This window comes from Phenylobacterium sp. (assembly GCF_022402485.1).
Taxonomy (GTDB): Bacteria; Pseudomonadota; Alphaproteobacteria; order Caulobacterales; family Caulobacteraceae; genus Phenylobacterium.
Genome location: NZ_JAKRSA010000025.1, coordinates 20,417 through 37,821 on the forward strand (window position 1 = coordinate 20,417; position 17,405 = coordinate 37,821).

Genomic DNA, 17,405 nt, shown 5'->3' on the forward strand with positions numbered 1-17,405 from the left:
AGGACTACGTATTGAGCCGAAAAATTCCTGCAGGCGGGATTGTGCCGCTGCGCCTGACGGGGCGCAGGCCCGCAATGGATGATGTTCGGCCCCTGTCGTTCAGACCCCTGTCTGCGCGCCGAAATTGTCGCGGCAGGAGACCTTGATGACGACCGTCTCCTCGGAGATTCCGCCCCTAAACCTGATCACGAAGGTACTTTATGCCCTCGGCGCGGTGGCCAATGCGGTCAAGGGCCGGGGCTTGGCCACCTTCCTGATGATTTTCTACAATCAGGTGGTGGGGCTTCCCCCGGCCACGGTGGCCGGGGTGCTCATGGTCGCCCTGGTCTTTGACGCCTTTGTCGATCCCCTGGTGGGTCAGGTGTCAGACAATTTCCGCTCCCGGTGGGGGCGACGCCACCCGTTCATGTATCTGGCGGCCCTGCCCGTTGCTGTCGCCTACTTCCTGCTGTGGAACCCGCCGGAGGGTTGGAGCGATCAATCCATCGTGATCTGGCTGGTAGCCTGCCTGCTCACCGTGCGCCTGTTCGACACCTTCTTCGAGCTGCCCTCCTCGGCTTTGGCCCCGGAGCTCACCCGGGACTACAACGAGCGCACCAGCCTGATCTCCATGCGCGCCTTCTTCTCGGTGGTTGGCGGCCTGGGCATGACCGTGGCGGCCTATCAATACTTCCTGGCCGAAAACCCAGACGGCTCAGGCGGCATTCTGGCCCGTGACGGCTATTTCGCGTTTTCGGTCGTTTCAGCCCTCATCATCTTTGTCGTGATCCTGGTCTCGACGGCCGGGACCCACAACCGCATCCCCTATCTCAGCCAGCCGCCGACCCGGAAGATCACGCTTAAGGCCATGACCCGGGAGGTGTTGCACACCCTCAACAACCGGGCCTTCGTCATCGCCACCCTGACCGGCATGTTCATCGCCGTGGCGGCGGGATCGAAGAACGGGCTGGAGATCTATTTCGCCCTTTATTTCTGGGAGCTCACCCAGTCCCAGCTGGCCATCCTGACCGCCGTCAGCGTGGTCGGCAGTCTGGGCGGGGTGCTGGCTGCGCCCCACGTGGCCCGGGCCCTGGGCAAGAAGCGTGGGGCGATCCTGATGTTCGCCAGCGCCCTGGCCGTAGGCATCACCCCCATCACCCTGCGGCTCATGGGCCTGATGCCCCCCAACGGCACGGACCTGCTGTTCTACATCCTGCTGCTGGAGACCTTCTTCAACTCCGGCATGGCGGTGGCCACCGGGGTGATGCTGGTCTCCATGGTCGCCGATGTGGTTGAGGACGCCGAGGTCAAGACCGGCCGACGGTCTGAAGGCCTGCTGATGTCGGCCGACAACCTGTTCAAGAAGATCGTCTCCGGCGTCGGGATCTTCATCTCCGGTGCCGTGCTGACCATGGTCAGCTTCCCGGAGAACGCCACCCGAGGCGGGGTCGCCCCGGAAATCCTGCAGAACATGGGCTTGATCTATCTGCCCCTGGTGACCCTGCTCTACGGCATGGGGATCGTCTGCCTGTCCATGTTCAACATCGACAAGGCCAAGCACGAAGACAACCTGCGCATCCTCGACGAGGCCAGCGCCAAGGCTGCAGGCACCAACCAGGGTGCCCGCGACATTGACACCGACATCTTGCCAGGGGGCACCACGCCCCCCCTGGGCTCCAAGGCCTGATAGGGGACCATTGTGACCGCATTGACTGACTCGGCCCCTCAGGCCGTGCCTGCCGACCGCCAGCTCACCCTGACGACGCGGATCCTGTACGGGGCCGGCGGTGCCGCCAGCGCCATCAAGCAGCGTGGGCTCTCGACCTTCCTGCTGCTGTTCTACAACCAGGTGATCGGTCTGCCGCCGCAGATGGTCTCCACGGCGATCATGTTCGCCCTGATCTTCGACGCTTTCGTCGATCCCCTGGTCGGCCAGGTGTCGGACAATTTCCGGTCCAAGTGGGGCCGCCGTCATCCGTTCATGTATGCCGCAGCCCTGCCGGTGGCCGTGGCCTTCTTCTTCATTTGGAACCCGCCGGCGGGCTGGGAGCAGGCGCAGATTTTCGCGTTCATGCTCGTCTGCCTGCTGACCATTCGCCTATTTGATACGTTCTTCGAACTGCCGTCGGCAGCGCTGGCCCCGGAACTGGCCAAGAACTATGACGAGCGCACCAGTCTGATCGCCCTGCGATCCTTCTTTGGGGTGGCCGGCGGCCTGGGGATGACCCTTTTGGCCTATCAGGTCTTTATGCGGGAAAATCCCGATGGCAGCGGCGGGGTTCTGTCGCGGGACGGCTATTTCAGCTACGCCCTGTGCGCCGCGACCCTGATTTTCGTACTGATCCTCGGGTCCACCGCTGGCACTCACAAGTACATCCCCCACCTGACCAAGCCTCCAACCCGGAAGATCACGTTTTTGGGCATGGCCAAGGAGGTGGGCGCTACCTTGAACAACCGCTCCTTCGTCGCCCTGACCATCTCGGGCATGTTCATGTCCATGTCCCTGGGGGTGAAAGGGGGCCTGGAACTCTACTTCTTCCTCTATTTCTGGGAGTTGACCCAAACCCAGCTGTCCTTGCTGACGGTGGCCGGGGTGATCGCCGCCGTGATGGGCGTCTCCCTGGCACCCAAGGTCGCCGCCAAAATGGGCAAGCGAAACGGGGCCGCAACCATGTTCGCGGGGGCCGTGATCGCCTTGCTAGGCCCGATCGCCCTCAGGCTGGTCGGGTGGATGCCAGCCAATGGCACCGATCTGCTGTTCTGGATCCTGTTCGTCGACGTAATCGCCAATGGTGCCATGGCCATGATGACCGGGGTCATGCTGGCCTCAATGATCGCTGACGTAGTCGAAGATTCCGAGGTCAAGACCGGGCGTCGGTCAGAGGGCCTGCTGTTCTCCTTCGACAACCTGTTCAAGAAGGTGGTTTCCGGCGTCGGGGTCTTTGTATCGGGCGTTGTCCTGGCCTTCATCGCATTCCCGCAAAGCGCCGTTCGCGGCGGGGTGGACGAGGAGATCTTGCGCAACATGGGTCTGATCTATCTGCCGACCATGCTGTTCTTCTACAGCATCGCTATCGGGTGCCTGTTCCTGTACAAGATCGACAAGGCGACCCACGAAGAGAACCTGCGCAAGCTCGAGGACACCGCCCAGGCCAAGGCCGCAGAGTCGGGGGCGCCCGCCGCCGGCGGCTGATCGCGGGCCGAACTCGCTAACTTAAACGAGACGACCGGGTCTGCGGCCTTGCCCGCGGACCCGGCAGCTACCGGCGGACGGGATCGAGACCCTGAAGCTGCAACAGGCCCGTCGACGCCCTGCGGTGGTCTCAGGTGCGGAAGATACCCATCAACATGGGACGCACGAAAACCGCCGGGGCAGCCTTCTGTCGAACCCCCGGGACCCAGAAACTGAGCTCGGCCCCGGCATTGAGCGTGGCGGTCAGCATCTGAGCAGCGATGAACGGCTCCACCGGTCTGATCGACCCTTCGGCGATACCATCGGAGATCATCGAGGCGAAGCCGTCGGATATCCGGTTGGAATGCTGGACCATCTCCTCGCGGATCGCCTCCGGCAGGGCCGAGAGGGCCGAGGAGCGCAAAAGCGGGCCAAAGTCAGAGAGCTGGTATTCTGCCAGCGCGGCCGCCGCACTGGACAGCTTGCTCCACTGATCGCCGTCCCTTGCCATGGCCAGCCTCTGCACCCGGCGCATGACCTCGTAGCTGCGCTCAAAGCAGGCCACCACCAGATCGTCCTTGGCGTCGATGTGATGGTAGAATGAGCCCTTGGTGACATTCAGCTCGGCGGAAATGCGCTCAACCGACGCGCCGCGATAGCCATGGGTGTTGATCAGTCGGGTTGCCGCCCGCAGGAAGGCGTCGCGGCTCATGTCCTGGCCATCCCCCGGCGCCAGATCGCCCATAGATGGCGGGCGGGGCTCCCAGACGCAGCCCTCCACCGCCAAGCCGTTCAGCAGGATGTCGGCCATTCGCTGGCAGACACTGGGATAGTCTTCCGGATCAAATTTCGGCAGCCAGAATGCCGCCCATGAGATCTGCTCCAGCAGCATATGGGTGCGGGCTGTTCGTCGCCCCCGGGTCAAGGCGGCCAGTTCCGGGGCCTCGAAGATCTGCCGCATCCGACGGAAGGCTTTCATGTAGGCGGAAAACACCTCAGCCCGGCGGGGCTGGCTAAGGGCGCGGATGTCGGAGAGCACCGGCAGGGGCGGCGCAAGGCCCACAGCCGTCAGCCGCAGGCGCTCCAGGTGCAGGTCAAACAGGTGCTCCAGCCGGGCGGCAGGTGTGGCCTCGGCCTCGGTGCTGGCAGCCAGATGGATCAACCACTCCACCCCGCGCATGAGGCAGGCGGCGGCAAGATCGTCCTTACGCTTGAAATAGTAGGTGACGCTGGTGGTGGAGAGCCCCACCGCGCCAGCCGCAAGGCTCAGGGTCAGGCCTTTGACCCCCTTCTGGTTCAGGATCAGGGTTGCCGCGTCGAGAATGTCCTCGCGCTTGCGCTCATAACGATCCGTCGCCCGTTGGGCGCTAAGTTCGGCCATGGAAATGGCAGCTCCAAGTCCCACGATCACTGCGCAGGGAGACGCAGGGGAAAGGGTGCCTCCATCTATCGAAACATGGCGATTGGCGCAAAGCGCCTGCGGGTCGCATCTTGAGTCGTGGTTGGGCGCCCCCGGGCGCAACGGCCCGACGGCGCCCAACCCTATTTTCAGCCGATGGAGCCGACTGTCGCCAGGGCAACACCCCCATCCACGGCAATGGTCTCGCCGACCACATAGTTTCCAGCCCGACTGGCCAGGTAGATCGCCGCACCGGCCATGTCTTCGTCTCGCCCGATGCGTCGGGCCGGGATGGCCTTGGCCACAGCTTCCCCGTGATCGCGGGCGGTGCGGTTCATTTCAGAGGCGAAGGCCCCCGGCGCAATGGCGCTGACCACGATGTTGTCGGCGATCAGGCGAGCGGCCAGACGCCGGGTCAGGTAGATCAGCCCCGACTTGGACGCGTGATAGGAATAGGTGTCCTGCGGGTTCAGACGGATGCCGTCGATCGAAGCAATATTGATGACCTTGGCCGGCTGGTCATGGGTTCCGGCCTTCTTGAGCGCCAGGTGCAGGGCCTGGGTGAGGAAGAACGGAGACTTCAGGTTCAGGTCCATGACCTTGTCCCAGCCGTGCTCGGGAAACTCCTCGAAGGGCGCCCCCCAGGCGGCCCCGGCATTGTTCACCAGGATGTCGAGTTGGCCCTCGCGCTCTTCGATGGCCTTCGCCAAGGCCTGGCAGCCGGCTACCGAGGAAACGTCCTGCGGCAGGGAAATGCAGGTCCCGCCTCCCTGCGACAGCTCTTCGGCCGCGGCGTCACAGGCGTCGGCCTTGCGCGAGGAGATATAGACCTTGGCCCCCTGGGCCAGGAAGCCCGCCGCGATCATCTTGCCGATGCCCCGCGATCCGCCGGTGACGAGCGCCACGCGCCCCTGAAGGGTGAAGAGATCGAGCGCCATGATGCGCCTCCTTTGCTTGTCGTGTCCCTGGCCCCGCTGGCCCTCAGTAAGCCTTGGCGGCGCGGCGATCGACGGCGAGCCCGATTGACTCGCCCCCATCGGGCAAGGCCTATAACACGCGTTTGAATCAGCCAGGTCGCCCGTCCGAGAAGCGGCCCAATGGAAACTTTTGAGGACGCGCATGAGCCAGATCAATCCGGTCACCGACCTGACCCTCGACGGTGACGTCGCCGTCATCACTCTGAACTCCCCGCCGGTGAACGCCCTGTCGGCCGCTGTGCGCCAGGGTCTGTTCGACGCCTTCACCCAGGCCAACGCCGATGCGGCCGCCAAGGCCATTGTGCTGATCTGTGACGGCCGCACCTTCATCGCCGGCGCTGACATCACCGAGTTTGGCGGCGCCATGGCCGGTGCCTCCCTTCCCCAGGTGCAGGACGCCATCGAGGGCTCCACCAAGCCGGTGATCGCCGCCATCCACGGCACTGCGCTGGGCGGGGGACTGGAAGTGGCCCTGTGCGCCCATTACCGGGTCGCCGTGCCCTCAGCCCGGCTCGGCTTGCCCGAGGTCAATCTGGGCCTGCTGCCCGGTGCCGGCGGCACCCAGCGCTTGCCCCGGGTGGTGGGTGTCGAGACGGCGCTCGCCATGATGACCTCTGGCCGCCATGTGCCAGCCAAGGAGGCCAAGGGCCTTGGTCTGGTCGACGAGCTGGTCGAGGAAGGCCAGCAGCGCGAAGCCGCCCTGGCCTATGCCCGCAAGGTGGTGGCCGAAGGCCGGCCGCTGACCAAGATCCGCGACCAGAACGAAAAGCTCGAGGCCGCCAAGGGCAAGCCCGAGATCTTCGCCGCCTTCCGCAAGGCCAATGCCCGCAAGTTCCGCGGCTTCCTGGCCCCGGAATACAATATCCGCTGCATCGAAGCGGCGGTGAACATGCCCTTCAACGAGGGGCTGGAGTTTGAGCGCAAGCTGTTCCTCGAGCTCATGAGCGGCTCCCAGTCGGCGGCCCAGCGCTACGCCTTCTTTGCCGAGCGTCAGGCGCAGAAGATTCCTGACGTGGCCGACGACACCCCGGTCCTGCCGGTCAACAAGGTGGGGATCATCGGCGCCGGCACCATGGGTGGCGGCATCGCCATGAACTTCGCCAATGTCGGCATCCCGGTGGTGCTGATCGAGGTCAAGCAGGACGCCCTCGACCGGGGCCTGGCCACCATCCGCAAGAACTATGAGCGCACCGCCTCGCGGGGCGGCATTACGCTCGAGCAGGTGGAGGAGCGCTGCGCCCTCATCACCGGCTCTCTGGAGATGGAAGCCCTCGCCGAGGTGGACCTGGTCATCGAGGCCGTGTTCGAGCGGATGGACATCAAGAAAGACATCTTCACCAAGCTGGACGCCATCTGCAAACCCGGCGCGATCCTGTCGACCAACACCTCGGGCCTGGACATCGACGAGATCGCCTCGGTGACCAAGCGCCCGGAAAGCGTCATCGGCCTGCACTTCTTCTCGCCGGCCAATGTGATGAAGCTTCTGGAGATCGTCCGCGCCGACCACACCAGCAAAGAGGTGATCGCCACCTCCATGAAACTCGCCAAGAAGATCGGCAAGGTGGCCGTTCTGGTGGGCGTCTGCCCGGGCTTCGTCGGCAACCGGATCCTGGGCCAGCGTCAGCGCGAGGCCCAGAAGCTGGTCATGGAAGGTGCCATGCCCTGGGATATCGACCGGGTGCTGTATGACTTCGGCTTCCCCATGGGGCCCTTTGCCATGAGCGATCTGGCCGGCCTCGATATCGGCTGGGTGAAGGAGCGCTCCAAGGGCGAGTCGATCCGCGATGTCCTGTGCGAATTGGATCGTCGCGGCCAGAAGACCGGGGCGGGCTATTATGACTATGACGAGAGCCGCAACGCCGTACCCTCCCCGGTGACCGAACAGGTCATCAAGGATTTCATCGTCAAGACCGGGGCCAATCCCCGGGACGTGACCGATGAGGAGATCCTCGAGCGCTGCATCTATCCGATGATCAATGAGGGCGCGAAAATCCTCGAAGAAGGCAAGGCCATCCGGCCCTCTGACATCGATGTGGTCTGGCAGAACGGCTATGGCTGGCCGGTCTATCGCGGTGGTCCCATGTGGTACGGCGACCATGTTGGCCTGCCCAAGGTGCTGGCCAAGATGCAGGAGTTCCACGCCACCATGGGCGACCAGTTCAAGCCCTCGGCGCTGCTGGAAAAGCTCGTCGCCGAAGGCAAGTCCTTCAAGGACCTCTAAGCCCCCTCGAACACTCAAGAGAAGCAGGATCATTCCATGCGTGAAGCTGTCATCGTCTCCGCCGCGCGGACCCCTATCGGCAAGGCCTATCGCGGCGCCTTCAACAACACCACCGCCCCCACCCTGGGGGGCCATGCCATTGCTGCGGCCGTCGCCCGGGCCAAGATCGACCCAGCTGAAATCGACGACGTGGTGATGGGCGCGGCCCTCCAGCAGGGGACCACGGCCCAGAACATCGGTCGCAGCGCGGCCCTGCGGGCTGGCCTGCCCAACACCGTGTCGGGCATGTCCATGGACCGCCAGTGCTCTTCGGGCCTGATGGCGGTGGCCACGGCGGCCAAGTACATCACCCAGGACGGTGCCCCCATCGCCATCGGGGCCGGCCTTGAGTCCATCTCGCTCGTGCAGAACGACAAGATGAACCTGTTCCGCGCCCGGGACGAGTGGCTGGCCGAGCATGTGCCGGAACTGCAGACCTCGATGATCGAGACCGCCGAGATCGTCGCTGACCGCTACAAGATCAGCCGTGAGGCCCAGGACGAGTACGCCCTGCAGTCCCAGCAGCGGACCGCCCAGGCCCAGTCCGAAGGCCGGTTCGCCATGGAAATCGTGCCGATGACCACCACGATGATGGTCTTCGACAAGGCCACGGGCCAAGCCTCGGAAAAGGAAGTGACCATCGCCCAGGACGAGGGCAATCGTCCGCAGACCACCCTGGCCGACCTGCAGAAGCTGCAGCCGGTGTTCAAGGGCGGCCGCTATGTCCAGGACGGCAAGTTCATCACGGCCGGCAATGCCAGCCAGCTGTCCGACGGTGCCGCCGCCCTGGTGCTGATGGAAGCCAAGGAAGCTGAGAAGCGCGGTCTGGAGCCCCTGGGTGCCTATCGCGGCATGGCCGTGGCCGGCTGCGGCCCTGAGGAAATGGGCATTGGCCCGGTCTTCGCCATCCCCAAGCTGCTGGCCCGCAACGGCCTCAAGGTCGAGGACATCGACATCTGGGAACTGAACGAGGCCTTCGCCTCGCAGGTGCTCTACTGCCGCGACACCCTGGGCATCCCCAATGAGAAACTGAATGTCTCCGGCGGTTCGATCTCCATCGGTCACCCCTATGGCATGACCGGTGCCCGCTGCACGGCGCATGTCCTTTATGAGGGCAAGCGTCGGGGGGCCAAGTACGGCGTTGTCACCATGTGCGTCGGCGGCGGCATGGGCGCTGCGGGTCTGTTCGAAATCTTCTAGACCCTGGCCATCTGGGATTTGGAATGGGCCGCGCCTTCCGGGGGGCGGCCTTTTTCATGGCTCGTCGCACTTTTTGCGACTTATTTGCAATTTCTCCTTCCGCCTGACCATCGAGCGCCTATATGCAAAAGGCAGCAATGGAAGGATCGGCCAATGAAGAGGACTGCCGCCAAGACCTTGACCTTCAGTGTCATGCATTTGGTCGTCGCCTTCACCGTGGCCTACGTACTGACCCGGGATTGGCGCGCGGCCCTGGCGATCGGCATGGTGGAACCCCTGTTTCAGACCATGGCCTTTGTGGCCCATGAGCGGGCATGGGCCAGGGCCGACGGGCGGGCGGCCTCTGCGGGCAGGACCGGAACCCCGGCCTAAGCCAGCCGTTCGATCACAAGCTGAAACGATAAGTCCTGAAGGAGCTGTTTGATGGCCGAGAAGATCAAAACCGGACTGGAGGCCGATGACCGTAAGGCCGTCGCACAGGCCCTATCGCGGATGTTGGCCGACACCTATGCGGTCTATCTGAAAACCCACGGCTTCCACTGGAACGTCCGGGGCCCCAACTTTTCCTCCCTCCACACCCTGTTCATGGCCCAGTACACCGAGATGTGGCAGGCCATCGACACGGTGGCCGAACGCATCCGCGCCCTGGGGGAACTGGCCCCGCAGGGCTATGGTGCCTTTGGCAATCTCAGCGCCATCAAGGACGGCGACCCCGAAGGAGATTCCGAGGCCATGCTGCGGGCCCTGACCGCCGACCACGAGGCGGTGATCGCCACCTGCCGCGAGGCCCTGACCCTGGCCCAGAAGGCCGAAGACGAGGCCAGCGCCGGCATTATCACCGACCGGCTGGAGGCCCATGAGAAGCACGCGTGGATGCTGCGGGCGACCCTCGGCGGCAAATAGGCTCAGGGGCCTGGGTTGAGGCCCGCGGCGATCTCCTCGACGTGGGCCACCCAGCAGCAGTCATGACGTTCTGGCCAGGTCTTCACCTGGCCCTGCGGCCCGGCCAGCCGCCGGGCCGTATCCCGGACCACCGCCGGGCGGACCAAGGGGTCGAAGGCACCCGTCAAATGGACCTGGGGCACGGCGAGGGGGCCAAGGTCCGCCGGGTCCAGGCCCTGGAGTGGGCTTAGGCCCCGGCTGCGGGTCCAGGCGGCGACATCCAGGGGCGCGGCCAGGGTGATAAGACCCGCCACATCGCTTCGCCTTGCGGCGACCAGGGTCGCCATCACCCCGCCCCCGGACCAGCCGACCAGGACAATCTGATCTGCCCCCGCGCGGGCCTTGAGGGCATTCACGGCGGCGTCCGTCATCACCACCGCCGTGTCGGAAAAGCGGTGTGTGGTCCAGGCATCCGAGGTGCAGGCAGCGTCCTGCACATACTGGCAAGGTCGCCCCAGCCAGGCTGCAGGGGCGGGCCAGGCCTTGGCGAGGTCGAGCCCCACCGCCTTGTCCGGCGTCGGATCCGGGCTCGCCCGCCCTCGACGGTCATGGGCCTGGCCATCCCCTTCGATCACGATCGTCAGGATCGGGGCTGCTGCGGCCTTGGACGGCATGGCGGCGGCAAGGGGTCGCCCTGCCGCCGCCACCTCAAATCGTGCCCATCCACCGTCCAGAGTTTCAGCGGGTCGGGCGGCGATGGGGGATGCCGCCAGCAGCGGCGCCAGGACCAGGGGTGTCACGCGCCGCCACAGGCCCATTTAGAAGGCCCGGCGCAGGGTGACGCCAAAGGTCGACTGAGACTCGTTGGACTTGCCCACCAGCACATCAGCCGTGAAGGCCAGGCTGAACAGATCAGAGACCGGAACCGCCACACCTGCCCCGATCAGCCCATAGTCGGAATCTACCCCGGGCGCGCCCTCAGTCTGATGATTGAAACTCGCCGACACATAGGGAAGCCACGCGCCGCCGGTGTAGAACAGCGTCGCGCCCCCCGACAGGACGGTCATATCCACGCTGTTGCCCGCCACGGGCCGGTTGGCATTGTCCTGATAGGCGTCGGTCTCTGAGGAGGAGGTCGAGATTCCCACACCGGGGGTGACCACCCAGGCCTCACCGAGAGCAAATTGAGACTCCGCCGAGATCGATCCCACCCACTGGGTGCGGTCGGTGGCACCAAAGCTGCGCAGCCCTCCCGCCACGCGGCCATACTCCACCTCGAAGGCGCCATAGCCCCCCGAGGCGGTGAGGCGGAGGGCCGGATCCTGGGACCAGCTGGCATAGAGACCGCCGCTCCAGCCCTCGGAGCCATAGCTCACCTGGGGGCCGTCCAGGTCGATCTCGCTGCGGGCCACATAGCCCCCGAGCACCATGTCGCCGGCGGTGAAGTCCAGCCCCAGGGCCACTGCGCCCCCGAAGCCGTCCTGACCCGCGCCCGGGCGGCTGGCTTCCAGATAGGACCCCGTGGCGTTCAGCCAGATCCCCGCCGCGGGCGTTGAGGCACCTGCAGAGGCGCCGCGATAGCCATCGCGCTCCGTGCGCTGCATGGGCAGCTGGGCCTGAAGGGCGGCCATACCCATGGCGCGCAGGCGGCCATTGACGAAGCCGTCCAGGCTGCCGATCTGCAGCCGGTCACCAAGCAGGGCCATGATGAGCTGGTCAGCCTGCGCCACCGTGATCAGCTGCTGCTCGGGAACCGACAGCCGCACCACAGACCCGTCCGGATTGGTCACGGTGATCGAGCCGTCGGTGATGACCGGCGGGGCAGGCGGCGGCGTCGGGTTGGTCGGGGCAGGCGGCGGCGTGGTTGGCTGCGTCGGCGTCGTGGGGGGCGTGGTCGGGGCAGGCGTCGTCGGCGGGGTCACAGGCGGCGTTGTGGGCGGCGTCACCGGCAAGGTGGGCGGGGTGGGTGCGACCGTTGCAGGTGTAGAGGAGGATTGGCCAAAGGCGATGGCGCATGCACCGGTCCCGGTCACGGCCTGGGTGATGGTATTGACCTGACAGGTGAAGGGGCTGGTGGTCCCCCCACGGGTGATCGTGCCGCGATAGTCGATGACGCTGGCCCCCGGGGCCACACTGGTGAAGTTCACCGTGGCGGGACTGGGTCCGAAATCAGGGCCCCCGCTGATCTGGATATTGATGTCGTTGAGGCCCCGGATGGTCGTAACCACCTGGGTGCCATCGGTCAGGGTGACGCTGCTGTTGGCCGCCTGGGCCAAGGCAGGGCTGGCTGGCGCTGCGACCGCCAGGATCAGAGACGAGAAAAGACCGGCCGCGAGGACGCGCATGATGGAATAACCCCTGTTGGAAGCCTGTACGAAGAACTCGCACTTGCTCCACCACGGGGCGGTGGGGGGCCGCATGATCCAACTGGACTATGCCAGAGGACTCACGCCGCCGATCGGCAAAGAAAACGGGCGGCGCAGAGGACTGCGCCGCCCGAAGTCTGATCCTAAATCCGTCCGGATCTAGAAGCGGTACTGAAGCTCCACGCCGAAGGTGCGCGGGAAGTTCAGCTTCACGGTCCGGCGGAAGGTGCCAGCAGCGGTGAGAGAGCTCGGGGTCGAGCTCTGCAGGGCCACCTCATCGGTGACGTTCTTCACATAGCCGATGATCGTGAAGCGAGCCTCGGCGTCCTTCCAGAGGGCGCGCAAATCAATGTTCTCGTTCGACGGCGAGGTGTAGCGCGGCGAACCGAACACGCCGGTCTGCATGTCCCCGGTGTAGGTATAGGTCGCCCCGAGGGTGAGGCTGCCCGGGGTGAAGTCCATGGTGTAATTGCCGCCCAGATTGACCTTGTGTTCCGGGGTCATCGGGAGACGGCTGCCCACCAGGCTCTGGTTGCGGCTACCATTGGGTAGGGGCGCGCCCACCGGACGGGCACCCGCCTGCAGGGCCCGCGGATCATTGGTGTCCACGTAGCAGCAGCCTTCGGTGATCTCCGCATTGATATAGGCGTAGCTGCCGAACAGCTGCACGCCCGGCAGCGGCGCCCACTGACCTTCGACTTCGAGACCCCAGTTGAGAGCCTCAAGGTTCAGGAACTGAGTGCCCGTCGAGCCCGTGGTCTGGTTCAGCACGACGGTCAGCGGAGCCTGGAAGCCCTGATAGTCAGCGTAGAACAGGGCGGTGTTGAGCTGGAACGTGCCGCCCCAGGTCTTCTTCAGGCCCAGCTCGTAGTTGTCCACATACTCGGCGTCAGCATAGGGGAAGGGCGTCAGGCCGTTGGAGGCCAGCCAGCCCCCGGACTTATAGCCCCGGCTGTAGCGGAGGTAGGCGTTGGTGTCGGCATCGGGCTCCCACTGGAGGCCCAAGGTGCCGGTGAAGGCGTCGTACTCGGCGCTCAGATCCCGCTCCAGGCCACCCGTGGCCACAGGCCGGAGGTTGCGATAGAGCGGATTGGCCTGACAGGCGGCGATGGTCGGCCCGCCGCACACCACGAAGGTGGTGAAGTCGACGGCCAGACCCTGGCCCACCACGGCCGGAATGCCGCCAGCGGCCAGCACGGTCGTGGTGGTGTTGGTCCGCGACACGTAACGGGCAAAGTCGGTGCCGGTCTTTTCATCCTTGGACCAGCGCAGGCCCGCGGTCACCGACCACTGCTCGTTCAGGTCATAGTCGATCTGACCAAACACAGCGTAGGAGTCGACATTCAGAGTCCCGTCGACGAACAGATAGTTGCCGTTCGGGTTGAGGGGTGCCGCAGTACCAGTGGCCAGGTTGAGGGGGTTCTGCATGGCCGGGTCGCCCAGAACGCGCAGACCCTGGGGCTGCGAGTACTGCTGGTTGTACTGATAGATACCCGTGATCCACTGCAGCGGCCCGTCGTTGTTGGACGACAGGTTGATCTCGTTGGAATACCACTTCTGATCTTCTTGATAGAAGAACCGCTGGTTCGGCGAGATGTTGGTCGCGGTATAGGCACCAAACGGCGTAGCCGCGGCGATGCTGAAGTTGCCGGTGCGCGCCGAACGGTCTTCGTCACCGGCGGTGTCGTAGACATATTCCTGGCGGCCAAAGAGGTACTTCAAGGTTGCGCCGCCCAGATCCCAGGTCAGGTCGAAGTGCAGACGCTGATGATCGCTCAGCTTGCCTTCATTGGTCTGGTTGGTGTTGATCTTGTAGGGATCAGCGGTGGAGGGATTGACGCCAGCGAAGCCCGAGGTCGGGTTATAATAGAGGGCCGAGTTGCCCAGGCCGGTGATCGAGGTGGTGTCGTAGGGGGTGATCACCGCCTCATGGACGTTACCGACGCCGTAGCTGTCGTCCCAGTCGAACTTGGTGTAGCGCAGGCGGGCGACGATGTTCTCGCCGAGATCAGCCTCGACCTGGGCCTCGAACATGTGGCGCTTCACCGCGCTGGTGTCGCCAGCCGGGCCGACGTTCTCGATGAAGCCTTCCTCACGGCGCTGAACCGAGCCGCCCACCAGGAAGCGGAGCCCCTCGGTGATGGGCCCGCTGACCAGCAGGTCGGTCTGCCAGGTGCCGTAATTGCCCACATTGGCGCGGATTTCGCCTTCGAACTCGTAGGCCGGACGCTTGCCGATGATGTTCAGGGCACCGCCGATGGAGTTCCGGCCATACAGGGTGCCCTGCGGGCCGCGCAGAATTTCGGTCCGCTCGATGAACAGCGACGGGGTCGAGGAGTCGGCCATCGAGTTGGAGAAGATGCCGTCCGAATAGAGCGCCACCGACGGGTCGGTACCGATGGCATTGGTCAGACGACCAAAGCCCCGGATCGAGAGACGGTCATTGTTGGAGTAGGCCACGCTGGGCGAGTTCCGCGCCAGGTCCTCGACCGTGGCGATCCCTAGAAGGTCGCGCCGCTCGCTGGTGTAGGCCGTCACGGCGACGGGCACATCCTGCAGGCTCTGGTCGCGGCGCTCGGCGGTGACGACGAGCTCCTCGAGCATCGTGGCCTGCTGGGCCAGAGCCGGGGTTGCTGCAGCGATTGCCGCAGTGGAGACGCCCATGATGAAAAGGCTGCGCAAGCGCAGAGTGTTGGTCATTGTTTTCCTCCCAGCCGCCGCAGGCTCTTGTTTGGCCCGTCATGCGAAGTTGATAAGGATCAAGCTGGAACAGTCGAACGCTGTTCGGATAGGCGAAAATTCATTCGGCGGCGCCAGTGCCCGTCACAGGCGAATTTAGGGCCTGGAGACCAGAGTTTCGAGGCCCTGAACGGCCTCCCGGACCGTCTGGCCGTCGAGTTGGCCGGGTCCGCCGCGGGCCAGGGCCAGGGCGGCGATTCCACGGGCGCAAGCCCAGATCCCCTGGGCGACCTGTCGGATAGACTCCGGCGTCGTGCCCTGTTTGAGGTCTTCGGCTGCCGCGCGGATCATCTCGGCAAAGGCCGAATTTTCCGCCTCCTCGACCTCCTCACGACGCCCAATTTCCCGGGGCTCATACATCAGTCCGTAGAGGGCTGGACGGGCGCGGACGAAGTTGAGGTAGGCCATACCGGCCGCTCGAATTCCGCTGCCGTCCCCGCGAGCGTCGGTGGCTGTGCGCAGCGCTGCCGCCAGGTCCCGGAACCCTTCTGCGGCGAGGCCTGCGAGCAGGGCCTGCTTGTCGGCATAGTGATAATAGACCGTGCCCAGGGCCACGCCGGTCCGCCGGGCAATGGCCCGCAGACTCAGCGCCGAGACGCCTTCGGATTCCAGCAGGGCACTGGCCGCAGCCGAAAGCTGCGAGCGCACATTGCCTACATGATAGCTGCGTCGCCGAGCCAGCACCGCAGAGGTGGTCGCCGTCGTACCCATCTGCCCTCCGGGATGACGAGTTAACAGTGGTAACCTACGCCTGTTGACGTAACGGCGCCAAAGCCTTTGCTGCAAACAGACTCAACGGCCCTCAAGGGAGGAGGAACCCTTTTCGCCAGACGTTCCGGCACCTGCTGGGTTCAGGACAGCCCACCGACCCTGGGCCTGGGCTGGGGCGGCGCCGGGCAGGCGCGCCTGAAAGAGCGTTGGCCGCGACAGAGTCGGCACCGCCAGGCTGCGTGGCGCGCTCATCGACGACCGCCCCGAACCGTGCGCAGGACAGGCCGCTGTGCCGCGCGGGTCTCCGGCGACTGCCAGAGCGCCTCATCATCCCAGGCCTGTTCCCACCAGTCAGGGCTCGCCTCGACCTTGCGCCGCATGGGGGCATCATCGATCACCCGCACCACCTCGGCCTCGGCTTCATCCCAAACCACCGCCAGATCCAGACTGCGGGCGGCCTCGGCGGCGTTCAGCCGGCCAGCCTCACGTAACTCGGCCGCTCGATAGGGCGACAGGGACCGACGCACCCGCTGGGGCGACAGCCGGGTCTCCAGGTCAGCATGGGTCAGGACCGCTGCGATCAGGTCCGCCCCCGGGGCCTCCGGCCGCAAGGCCAGGTCCAATAGCGGGGCCGGGGCGCTGATCCGGCGGCGGGATGAGGTGCGGGCGGCGGGCATGAGGGTCTCCATGGGCTCTCGACACCCTGGACCCTAAGGGGCTCTTGCGTCAGAATCGGACGTAGGAGAAAGCCCATGCGACATGAGAAGGCCGCCCTGCTCCTGCAGCTGGCCCGGGCCCTGGCCAGCACCGCCGAGGGCCTGACCCTGGACGAGATGGCCCAGGCGATCGGGGTGGGGCGGCGCACTGCCGAGCGGATGCGGGATGCCTTGCGCGATCTCTTTCCGCAGTTCGAGGAGATCGATGATCCGCCGACCCGGCGCTTTCGCATCCCCGCGGGCCTCGACGCCCTCTTCCAGACCCCCGACACTGAAGAGCTCGGTGCCCTGCGCGCCGCCGCCGAGCAGTTCCGCGCCACCGGCGCTCAGGGCCGCGCCGCCGCCTTGGCCCGGCTGGAAACCAAGGTCTTGTCGGCCATGCGCGCGCCGGCCCGCCGCCGGCTGGCCCCCGACCTTGAAGCCATGCTCCAGGCTGAGGCCATCGCCCTGTCGCCGGGCCCCCGCCCCTTCGAGGATGAAACCGTGCTGCGCCTGGTCCGTGAGGCTCTGCTGAGCCTGCGCCAGCTGAGCTTCGTCTATCTGGGGGGCAGCACGCCAGGTCGGCGGCGGCAGGTGACCCCCCTGGGTCTTCTGTTTGGCCGCAGCAACTATCTGCTGGCCGCCGAGGGCGACGGCGGCGCCCCCCGGACCTGGCGCCTGGACCGGCTGTCGCAGGTGAGCGTGCTGGACCAGCCGGGCACCCCGCCCCCGGATTTCTCCTTGAACGCCTTCGTCGATCGCAGCTTTGGCATTTATCAGGATGAGGTGGAGTCGGTGCGCCTTCGGGTCCGCCCCCATGGGGCCGAGGAGGCGCTGGGATGGCGGTTTCACTCGACCCAGGACATCACCCCCCAGCCGGACGGCTCTGTGCTGATCGCCTTTCAGGCCAGCGGCATGCGCGAGCTCGCCTGGCATCTGTTCAGTTGGGGGGACAAAGTGGAGATCCTCGGGCCACCCCGGCTGAAAGCCATGATGGCCGAACAGCTGAGCCTGGCCTTGTCGGT

14 protein-coding genes are annotated in these 17,405 nt (G+C 65.4%); 7 read left to right on the top strand and 7 right to left on the bottom strand.

The genetic code is table 11. From position 1 onward, the window contains the following. Window positions 1-145: 145 nt before the first annotated feature. Both MH112_RS10070 and MH112_RS10075 read left to right on the top strand, forming a co-directional pair. Entirely contained in the window at window positions 146-1,666 is a 1,521-nt protein-coding gene (locus MH112_RS10070; RefSeq protein ID WP_296567261.1) for an MFS transporter, read from the top strand. Between the two features lie 12 nt (window positions 1,667-1,678). Beyond that, the gene (locus MH112_RS10075) at window positions 1,679-3,172 is read left to right on the top strand and encodes an MFS transporter (RefSeq protein ID WP_296567264.1); all 1,494 of its coding nucleotides are present in this window, start codon (window positions 1,679-1,681) and stop codon (window positions 3,170-3,172) included. Window positions 3,173-3,302: 130 nt separating this feature from the next. Here the strand turns inward: MH112_RS10075 and MH112_RS10080 are convergent, their stop codons facing one another. Further along, window positions 3,303-4,532: a TetR/AcrR family transcriptional regulator gene (locus tag MH112_RS10080; protein WP_296567266.1), complete on the bottom strand. Its 1,230-nt coding sequence runs from the start codon at window positions 4,530-4,532 to the stop codon at window positions 3,303-3,305. 167 nt (window positions 4,533-4,699) lie between these two features. Further along, entirely contained in the window at window positions 4,700-5,488 is a 789-nt protein-coding gene (locus tag MH112_RS10085; protein ID WP_296567269.1) for an SDR family oxidoreductase, read from the bottom strand. A 181-nt stretch (window positions 5,489-5,669) separates the two neighbouring features. Here MH112_RS10085 and MH112_RS10090 point away from each other — a divergent pair, with 181 nt between their 5' ends. From MH112_RS10090 to MH112_RS10105, 4 genes are all read left to right on the top strand, one after another. Then, window positions 5,670-7,748, top strand: coding sequence for a 3-hydroxyacyl-CoA dehydrogenase NAD-binding domain-containing protein (locus tag MH112_RS10090; RefSeq protein ID WP_296567272.1), 2,079 nt, complete (start codon window positions 5,670-5,672; stop codon window positions 7,746-7,748). A gap of 36 nt (window positions 7,749-7,784) precedes the next feature. Continuing rightward, a complete protein-coding gene (locus MH112_RS10095; RefSeq protein WP_296567274.1) occupies window positions 7,785-8,987 on the top strand; it encodes an acetyl-CoA C-acyltransferase in 1,203 nt (400 codons plus the stop codon). Window positions 8,988-9,140: 153 nt separating this feature from the next. Next, a complete protein-coding gene (locus tag MH112_RS10100; protein WP_296567276.1) occupies window positions 9,141-9,359 on the top strand; it encodes a DUF2061 domain-containing protein in 219 nt (72 codons plus the stop codon). A gap of 51 nt (window positions 9,360-9,410) precedes the next feature. Continuing rightward, window positions 9,411-9,890, top strand: coding sequence for a Dps family protein (locus tag MH112_RS10105; RefSeq protein WP_296567279.1), 480 nt, complete (start codon window positions 9,411-9,413; stop codon window positions 9,888-9,890). A gap of 2 nt (window positions 9,891-9,892) precedes the next feature. Here the strand turns inward: MH112_RS10105 and MH112_RS10110 are convergent, their stop codons facing one another. From MH112_RS10110 to MH112_RS10130, 5 genes are all read right to left on the bottom strand, one after another. After that, entirely contained in the window at window positions 9,893-10,669 is a 777-nt protein-coding gene (locus tag MH112_RS10110; protein WP_296567281.1) for an alpha/beta fold hydrolase, read from the bottom strand. 18 nt (window positions 10,670-10,687) lie between these two features. Then, a complete protein-coding gene (locus MH112_RS10115; protein WP_296567284.1) occupies window positions 10,688-12,214 on the bottom strand; it encodes an autotransporter outer membrane beta-barrel domain-containing protein in 1,527 nt (508 codons plus the stop codon). A 180-nt stretch (window positions 12,215-12,394) separates the two neighbouring features. Beyond that, window positions 12,395-14,935 carry a TonB-dependent receptor gene (locus MH112_RS10120; RefSeq protein WP_296567286.1) on the bottom strand — a complete coding sequence of 847 codons (2,541 nt, stop codon included), beginning with the start codon at window positions 14,933-14,935 and terminating at the stop codon, window positions 12,395-12,397. A gap of 135 nt (window positions 14,936-15,070) precedes the next feature. After that, window positions 15,071-15,685 (bottom strand): TetR/AcrR family transcriptional regulator, encoded by a 615-nt coding sequence (locus MH112_RS10125; protein ID WP_296567289.1) that lies wholly within the window; start codon window positions 15,683-15,685, stop codon window positions 15,071-15,073. 248 nt (window positions 15,686-15,933) lie between these two features. Further along, complete coding sequence (locus MH112_RS10130) at window positions 15,934-16,362, bottom strand: hypothetical protein (RefSeq protein ID WP_296567293.1); 429 nt, start codon at window positions 16,360-16,362, stop codon at window positions 15,934-15,936. Between the two features lie 75 nt (window positions 16,363-16,437). Here MH112_RS10130 and MH112_RS10135 point away from each other — a divergent pair. Then, window positions 16,438-17,405, top strand: a 968-nt coding sequence (locus MH112_RS10135; protein WP_296567296.1) for a YafY family protein, incomplete at its 3' end; no start/stop codon positions are given.

What these genes read in the sequence shown, in the direction of transcription:
- MH112_RS10070 (WP_296567261.1), top strand. Translation starts at nt 146, where the DNA reads ATGACGACCGTCTCCTCGGAGATTCCGCCCCTAAACCTGATCACGAAG.
- MH112_RS10080 (WP_296567266.1), bottom strand. Translation starts at nt 4,532, where the DNA reads ATGGCCGAACTTAGCGCCCAACGGGCGACGGATCGTTATGAGCGCAAG.
- MH112_RS10085 (WP_296567269.1), bottom strand. Translation starts at nt 5,488, where the DNA reads ATGGCGCTCGATCTCTTCACCCTTCAGGGGCGCGTGGCGCTCGTCACC.
- MH112_RS10090 (WP_296567272.1), top strand. Translation starts at nt 5,670, where the DNA reads ATGAGCCAGATCAATCCGGTCACCGACCTGACCCTCGACGGTGACGTC.
- MH112_RS10095 (WP_296567274.1), top strand. Translation starts at nt 7,785, where the DNA reads ATGCGTGAAGCTGTCATCGTCTCCGCCGCGCGGACCCCTATCGGCAAG.
- MH112_RS10100 (WP_296567276.1), top strand. Translation starts at nt 9,141, where the DNA reads ATGAAGAGGACTGCCGCCAAGACCTTGACCTTCAGTGTCATGCATTTG.
- MH112_RS10105 (WP_296567279.1), top strand. Translation starts at nt 9,411, where the DNA reads ATGGCCGAGAAGATCAAAACCGGACTGGAGGCCGATGACCGTAAGGCC.
- MH112_RS10115 (WP_296567284.1), bottom strand. Translation starts at nt 12,214, where the DNA reads ATGCGCGTCCTCGCGGCCGGTCTTTTCTCGTCTCTGATCCTGGCGGTC.
- MH112_RS10120 (WP_296567286.1), bottom strand. Translation starts at nt 14,935, where the DNA reads ATGACCAACACTCTGCGCTTGCGCAGCCTTTTCATCATGGGCGTCTCC.
- MH112_RS10125 (WP_296567289.1), bottom strand. Translation starts at nt 15,685, where the DNA reads ATGGGTACGACGGCGACCACCTCTGCGGTGCTGGCTCGGCGACGCAGC.
- MH112_RS10130 (WP_296567293.1), bottom strand. Translation starts at nt 16,362, where the DNA reads ATGCCCGCCGCCCGCACCTCATCCCGCCGCCGGATCAGCGCCCCGGCC.